This window comes from Methylobacterium sp. J-077 (assembly GCF_022829365.1).
GTDB lineage: Bacteria > Pseudomonadota > Alphaproteobacteria > Rhizobiales > Beijerinckiaceae > Methylobacterium.
This window is the reverse complement of the sequence record NZ_JAKSYJ010000054.1, coordinates 1-6678: the sequence shown is the minus strand read 5'-3', so window position 1 is coordinate 6678 and position 6678 is coordinate 1. Positions and strand designations below refer to the sequence as shown.

The following is a 6678-nucleotide window of genomic DNA, read 5'->3' as shown; positions in this document are numbered from 1 at the left end:
CTAGATGTTTGGTCCCACCGTGTGGTGATACATCTGGTGCCACATGGAGGGACGCGCTATGGGACAGATTCTCCACGGCAGCGCCACAACGACAGAGACGGTCCGTCGGGCAATCCAAGCTCGTAAAGAGAGCGTGAGAGCCGCCGCGAAGCACTATGGGATCAGCCCGACCACCGTGCAGAAGTGGCGGTCGCGTCCGACCAGCACCGATGCGCGGATGGGACCGAAGGAGCCTCACTCCACGGTGCTGAGCCTGGAGCACGAAGCGGTCATCGTTGCCTTTCGCCGGCATACCCTGCTGCCACTGGATGACTGCCTCTACGCGCTTCAGGCCAGCATTCCGCACCTGACCCGCTCAAGTCTGCACCGCTGTCTCCAGCGTCACGGCATCAGTCGACTGCCGGAGGTCGACGGCGACAAGCCCAAGCGTTCGCGCTTCAAAGCCTACCCGATCGGCTACTTCCACATCGACATCGCACAGGTCAGCACCGAACAAGGCAGGCTCCACCTGTTCGTTGCCATCGACCGCACCAGCAAATTTGCCTTCGTTCAACTTCACGAGAAGGCAACTCAGCGGATCGCAGCGGCCTTTCTACGCGATCTGGTCGCGGCCGTGCCCTACACGATCCACACGGTCCTGACCGACAACGGCATTAAGTTCACCGACAACAAGCCGGTGAACGCGGAGGCCGAAGCGAAGGCGGCCGCCTACTGGGCGACCCAGGACGGGCCGCGCCTGTACCGCTGGCATTCGTTCGAATGGGCCTGCGAGCAGAGCAAGATCGAGCATCGCCTGACCAAACCACGCTGCCCGTGGACGAACGGCCAGGTCGAGCGGATGAACCGCACCATCAAGGACGCCACGGTCAAGCGCTACCATTACACCGACAACGACGAGCTGCGCCGCCACCTGCAACTGTTCGTGGAGGCCTACAACTACGGTCGTCGGCTGAAGACCCTGCGAGGCCTCACCCCCTACGAATTTATTTGCCAGACCTGGACGAAAGAGCCCAAACGCTTCAGGCTCGATCCGTCACACCACATGCCGGGACCAAACATCTAATAGGCCAGCGGCGCACACCCCTCAAACCTCCGAGCGTAGGCATTGATCGCCCAACGTGCCACATCCCAACGACGTTCCACAACCGAACGCAACGAAAGTTGGCAATCATCGGATTTGTGTAGGGTTGGCACTCCGAACGTACCTCTACTTTGTTCATCCACTGCAGCGGCTGCCGCCGTGTGCATGGCGATCGCTCGAATATCGCCAAGGGCGGCCTCAGCTGCACCATCGTCACATCGCCGCAAATGCGCTCAAAACTCCTCATGATAATACGAGGTAAGAGAATTTTGCTAACCTGGTCCAGCGCAGAGCTGATCAACGTCCGTAGATATCCTCGATGCGGATGATGTCGTCCTCGCCGGTGTACGAGCCGACCTGCACCTCGATCAACTCCAGCGGGATCTTGCCCGGGTTGGCCAGCCGGTGCATCGACCCGATCGGCAGGTACACCGCCTCGTTCTCGTGAACGAGCACCACCCGCTCGTCCACCGTCACCTCCGCGGTGCCCCGCACCACCACCCAGTGCTCCGCCCGGTGATAGTGCTTCTGCAGCGACAGCCGCCCCCCCGGCACGACCTGGATCCGCTTCACCTGGAAGCGCTCGCCGAGGTCGATCCGCTGGTACCACCCCCACGGCCGGTACATCCGCAGATGTGCGTCCGCCTCCGGCTCGCCCGACGCCCGCAGGACATTGACCAGCTGCTTAACCTCGCCCGAGCGAGCTTTCGACGCCACCAGCACCGCGTCCGGCGTCGAGACCACCACCACATCCTCCAGACCCACCACCGCGGTCAGGCCCTCGCCCTGGCTGTGCACTAGGCTGTTCTTCGTCCCGATCAGCGACACCCGGCCCCGCACCGCGTTGCCCTCGGCATCGTGGTCCAGCACCTGCCAGACCGCGTCCCAGGTCCCGACATCCGACCACGCGAACGAAACCGGCAGGACCCCGGCCCGCGCCGTCCGCTCCATCACCGCGTAGTCGATCGAGATCTTGGGCGCCCTGGCAAAAGCATCGCCATCCAGACGCACGAAATCGAGGTCGGTCACCGCGGCCTCCAGCGCGGCGCGGGCGGCCTCCAGCACCTCCGGCACGAAGGCTTCGAGCTCCGCCAGCATCAAATCGGCGCGGAACAGGAAGTAGCCGGAGTTCCACAGCGCGCCGTCCGTGATCAGCGCCTCGGCACCGGCCTGGGTCGGCTTCTCGACGAACTTTTCCACCCGGGCGGCACCGGCTGCCTCGGGAATCGGGGCGCCGCGCCGGATATAGCCGTAATCGGAGGCCGGGCGGGTCGGCTCGATGCCGAGCGTCATGGTGTAGCCGGCGCGCGCGCCCACGGCGGCGGCCTTGACGGCATCGACGAAGGCTTGCGTGTCGGGCACGACATGGTCGGCGGCCATGATCAGCACCACGGCCTGCGGGTCGATCGCGGCGGCGTGCAGCGCCGCCACGGCCACGGCGGCGGCGCTGTCGCGGCCTTGCGGTTCGAGCATGATGTCGGCGGCGATGCCGAGCTGGCCGCACTGCTCGGCGACGATGAACCGGGCCTCGGCCGAGGCGATCACGGTCGGCTTGGCGAACACGGACGCGTCGGCGACGCGCTCCAGGCTGGCCTGGAAGGTCGAGGTCTTGGCATCCACCAGCCGGGCGAACTGCTTGGGCATGCTCTCCCGCGACGCCGGCCACAGGCGCGTCCCCGTGCCTCCGCACAGGATCATCGGGTACACCTTACCTACAAACTCAGACATCGAGATCAACCTTTTGCATAAAGGTATAGAGTGGACTTAACATAAAACAAACGGTTCAAACTCAATTCACACTGTCAAGCTATCTAGCGGCTAGCGTGGGTCGGTGCCCTTGGTAATCCCGTGCGAGGACGCCTTCGATGAACTGACGCATGGCCGTGGAGAAGCGCTCGGTGCTGAACTCCGAGGCCCGTTCGATGAGGGCCTCGGACCGCGGCGCGATCGCCTTGCAACGCTCGATCGCTGCGATCAAGGCGTCCACCGATTGTTCGTGGAAGAAGGTCCCGGTCCCCCCCTCCTGAACGGTCTCCGTTGCGCCGCCCTTTCCGTACGCGATCACCGGCCGCCCGCTTGCCATAGCCTCCACGGGCACGATCCCGAAATCCTCCTCGCCAGGGAAGATCAGGGCCTGGCACCGGGCATAATGATGCTTGAGCACCGCAAAGGGTTGCGGGCCAAGCATCGTGACGTGCGGGCCGGCCATGCTCCGCAACTCGCGCAGCATCTCGCCGCCGCCGATCACAACCAGGGGCTTCTGCAGGCGGTTGAACGCTTCGATTGCCAGTTCCGGGCGCTTGTAGCGGACCAGCTCGCCGACCATCAGGTGGTAATCGCCACGTTCCTGCTCGGGGACGGGACCGAACGCGTCGGTGTCGACCGGGGGATAGATTACGGTGGCGCTGCGCCTGTAATACGTCTCGATCCGGCGCGCCACGGTCGCCGAATTCGCTACAAACTCGTGGACCCGGCTCGCCGAGATCGCGTCCCAGTTCCGGATGTAATGCGCGGCCGGCGGCATCAGCAGGCGGTTCAGAAATCCCGTGCGCTCGCGGTAGTCGTGGAACATGTTCCAGACGTAGCGCATCGGCGAGTGGCAATAGCAGATATGGGTCGAATTCGAGGGCGGGATGATGCCCTTGGCCGGCCCGGATTCGCTGCTGATCACAAGGTCATACCCGCGCAGGTCGAGCTGCTCGAGGGCCATGGGCATCAGCGGCAGATAGGATTTGTAGCGCGTCGCGGAAAACGGAAGCCGGCCGATGAACGAGGTCTGGATGCGATGGGCTTTGATGACGGGCGAGATCGAGTCCGGCGCATAGGCGTGCGTGAAAATATCGGCTTGGGGATACATCCTGCACAGGGCTTCGACGACTTTCTCACCGCCTCGCATGCCAACAAGCCAATAATGTACGATTGCAACTTTCATTCAGTCATCCCCTGCCAGGATTCATATCTTGAGTCCTATATTATCACGCTTTAGCGTCGATTAAATCCGATTGCGCGTACTGAGTCTGTCCTCCCAGGCGAGCGCCTGGGCGACGATGGCGTCGAGGTCGTCGTGGCGCGGCTGCCAACCCAGCTGCGACCGGATCCGCCCCGCCTCCGCCACGATGCGCGCCGGATCGCCCGCCCGGCGCGGGCACAGCCGCACGTCGAAGTCCCGCCCGGAGATCCGCTAAACCACCTCGATCACCTCCAGGACCGAGTAGCCCCGGCCGTAGCCGCAGTTCAGCGTCAGACTCTCGCCGCCCCCGCGCAGGTGGTCCAGCGCCACCCGGTGCGCCTCGGCCAGGTCCGAGACCTGGATGTAGTCGCGCAGGCACGAACCGTCCGGGGTCGGGTAGTCCGTGCCGTAGACGTCGAGCCGGTCGCGCTGCCCCAGCGCGGCTTGGGTCGCGACCTTGATCAAATGCGTGGCGTCCGGGGTCGACTGCCCGGAGCGTCCGGCCGGATCGGCGCCCGCGACGTTGAAGTAGCGCAGCACCACGTAGGTGAAGTTGTGGGCCGCCGCGGCATCGGCGATCATCCACTCGCTCATCAGCTTGGAGCGGCCGTAGGGATTGATCGGGTTGAGTGGCAGATCCTCGGGCACCGGCACAATCTCGGGCTCGCCGTAGACGGCGGCGGTGGAGGAGAAGATCACGTGGCGCACGCCCGCACGCGTCGCGGCTTCGATCAGGGCGCGGGTCTTGACGGTGTTGGCGAGGTAGTAGCCGAGCGGGTCGGCCACCGAGTCCGGCACGACGATCCGGGCGGCGAAGTGCGCGAGCGCGTCGATGCGGTGCTGCAGGATTGTCTGAGTCACGAGCGCCTGATCGGCGACGTCGCCGACCACGAGCTTGACGCCCTCCGGCACGGCCCAGTCGAAGCCGGTGGAGAGGTCGTCCAACACCACGATTTCCTCGTGGCCGGCATCCAGCAGCGCCAGAACCATGTGGCTGCCGATATACCCCGCCCCGCCCGTCACCAGAACCGCCATGTCGTCCGCTCCGTAGCCGTTGCGATGGTTTCTTCCGGGAGCCTTGCCCGATCGGGCCGCGACGGGGCAAGGCTTTCGGCCGCCGCTTCATCGCACGTTCAAGCGCCACGTGGGATTCCACTTGATAATCGCCATTTCAGGTGGTCGCAGACGGTATATTTACGGCGCTCCTGCTCATACTATCGAGGTAGAGGCCTTGCGAAGCATCGTGTTAGGCTATCTTACGGCTCAAACCATTGCCCATGCCGTTCCATTCAGTTTCTGAGGTTGTCGCTTGATGAAACCGATCCGCAAGGCTGTCCTGCCCGTAGCGGGCTTGGGCACGCGATTCCTGCCCGCCACCAAGGCTGTCCCGAAGGAAATGCTCACGGTCGTGGACCGGCCGGTGGTGCAGCACGTCGTCGACGAGGCGCGGGAGGCCGGCATCGAGCACTTCATCTTCGTCACGGGTCGCGGCAAGGCGGTGATCGAGGACCATTTCGATATTGCGTACGAACTCGAAGACACCCTTCAGGAACGCGGAAAGATCGCGGCCTACGAGGAGTTGAAGCGAGATCTGCCCAAGGCCGGCCAGACCAGCTTCACCCGCCAGCAGGCGCCCCTCGGCCTCGGCCACGCGGTATGGTGCGCCCGGGAAATCGTCGGCGACGAGCCTTTCGCGGTGCTGCTGCCGGACATGCTGAGCCGCGGCTGTATGCAGCAGATGCTGGCCACCTACGAGCGGCACGGCGGCAACATCATCGCCGTCGAGGAGGTGGCTCCCGAAGAGACGCACCAGTACGGCATCGTCAGCGTCGGCGAGACCTACGGCCAATCCTTCGAGATCACCGGCATGATCGAGAAGCCGAAGCAGGGCACCGCGCCATCGAACTTCATCATCTCCGGCCGCTACATCCTCCAGCCCGAGATTTTCGGGATCCTGGAGCACGGCAAGAAGGGCGCCGGCGGCGAGATCCAGCTCACCGACGCAATGATCGACCTGATGGAAACGCAGGATTTCTTCGGCATGCACTACGAGGGTCGAACCTACGACACCGGCTCGAAGATCGGCTTCCTCACCGCCAACTTGGCCTACGCGCTGGAGCGGCCGGACCTCGCCGGGCCCTTGAGGGCCGAAATCGCCAAGCTGCTGGCTCAGAGCTGAGCCCTTTGCGCGCGGCGCGGCCGAGCTATGCGATGACCGCGGAGGCCGACGCGATTTTACCCTTGCTTCTTGTGCGGCGCACTTTATTTTGTGCATTGCGAGATCGCGATGGCGTCGCGGTGTCGTAGCCCTTCTTGGGCGTTTCCTCCCTAGACTTCGGGCCGCTCCTTCGGGAGTGGCCTTTTTTCTTTTCAGGCTCCGTTGATCGGCCCCGAAGATCTGCGGCTCGAACGCTATTCGGCCGCCATCCGGCGCGGCGTCAGATCGCCGAGATCGGCCGCCACCGTAGCGATGACAGTGCTCAGCACTTTCACCAAACCCGGAAAATCCCGCGTCACAGCGAGGCTCGCCTCGTCCATGTATAGAGCCCGATTGACCTCGATCTGCAGGGCGTGACGCCCAAGATTTGGCTCGCCGTAATGCTCGGTGATGAAGCCGCCCGCGTAAGGCTTGTTGCGCACCACTCGA

At 64.1% G+C, this 6678-nt stretch carries 5 protein-coding genes and 1 pseudogene; 2 read left to right on the top strand and 4 right to left on the bottom strand.

Annotated features, from left to right (window positions below; translation table 11 throughout):
• Positions 1 to 58 precede the first annotated feature (58 nt).
• The gene (locus MKL11_RS03270; protein WP_243940250.1) at positions 59 to 1063 is read left to right on the top strand and encodes an IS481 family transposase; all 1005 of its coding nucleotides are present in this window, start codon (positions 59 to 61) and stop codon (positions 1061 to 1063) included.
• A gap of 315 nt (positions 1064 to 1378) precedes the next feature.
• On the opposite strand, the gene MKL11_RS03265 is transcribed toward MKL11_RS03270, so the two are convergent.
• The 3 genes and pseudogenes from MKL11_RS03265 to galE form a co-directional block, all read right to left on the bottom strand.
• Positions 1379 to 2779, bottom strand: coding sequence for a mannose-1-phosphate guanylyltransferase/mannose-6-phosphate isomerase (locus MKL11_RS03265; protein WP_409565803.1), 1401 nt, complete (start codon positions 2777 to 2779; stop codon positions 1379 to 1381).
• A 109-nt stretch (positions 2780 to 2888) separates the two neighbouring features.
• Complete coding sequence (locus tag MKL11_RS03260) at positions 2889 to 4013, bottom strand: glycosyltransferase (protein ID WP_243940246.1); 1125 nt, start codon at positions 4011 to 4013, stop codon at positions 2889 to 2891.
• A gap of 60 nt (positions 4014 to 4073) precedes the next feature.
• Positions 4074 to 5066: pseudogene (galE, locus tag MKL11_RS03255) on the bottom strand (UDP-glucose 4-epimerase GalE).
• Between the two features lie 277 nt (positions 5067 to 5343).
• Here galE and galU point away from each other — a divergent pair.
• Positions 5344 to 6210 (top strand): UTP--glucose-1-phosphate uridylyltransferase GalU, encoded by an 867-nt coding sequence (gene galU / locus MKL11_RS03250; RefSeq protein WP_243940252.1) that lies wholly within the window; start codon positions 5344 to 5346, stop codon positions 6208 to 6210.
• Between the two features lie 233 nt (positions 6211 to 6443).
• On the opposite strand, the gene MKL11_RS03245 is transcribed toward galU, so the two are convergent.
• Positions 6444 to 6678, bottom strand: a 235-nt coding sequence (locus MKL11_RS03245; RefSeq protein ID WP_243940244.1) for an N-formylglutamate amidohydrolase, incomplete at its 5' end; no start/stop codon positions are given.

Bases quoted from the DNA above. Each gene is read 5' to 3' on its own strand.
- MKL11_RS03270 (WP_243940250.1), top strand. From the start codon at position 59: ATGGGACAGATTCTCCACGGCAGCGCCACAACGACAGAGACGGTCCGT.
- MKL11_RS03265 (WP_409565803.1), bottom strand. From the start codon at position 2,779: ATGATCCTGTGCGGAGGCACGGGGACGCGCCTGTGGCCGGCGTCGCGG.
- MKL11_RS03260 (WP_243940246.1), bottom strand. From the start codon at position 4,013: ATGAAAGTTGCAATCGTACATTATTGGCTTGTTGGCATGCGAGGCGGT.
- galU (WP_243940252.1), top strand. From the start codon at position 5,344: ATGAAACCGATCCGCAAGGCTGTCCTGCCCGTAGCGGGCTTGGGCACG.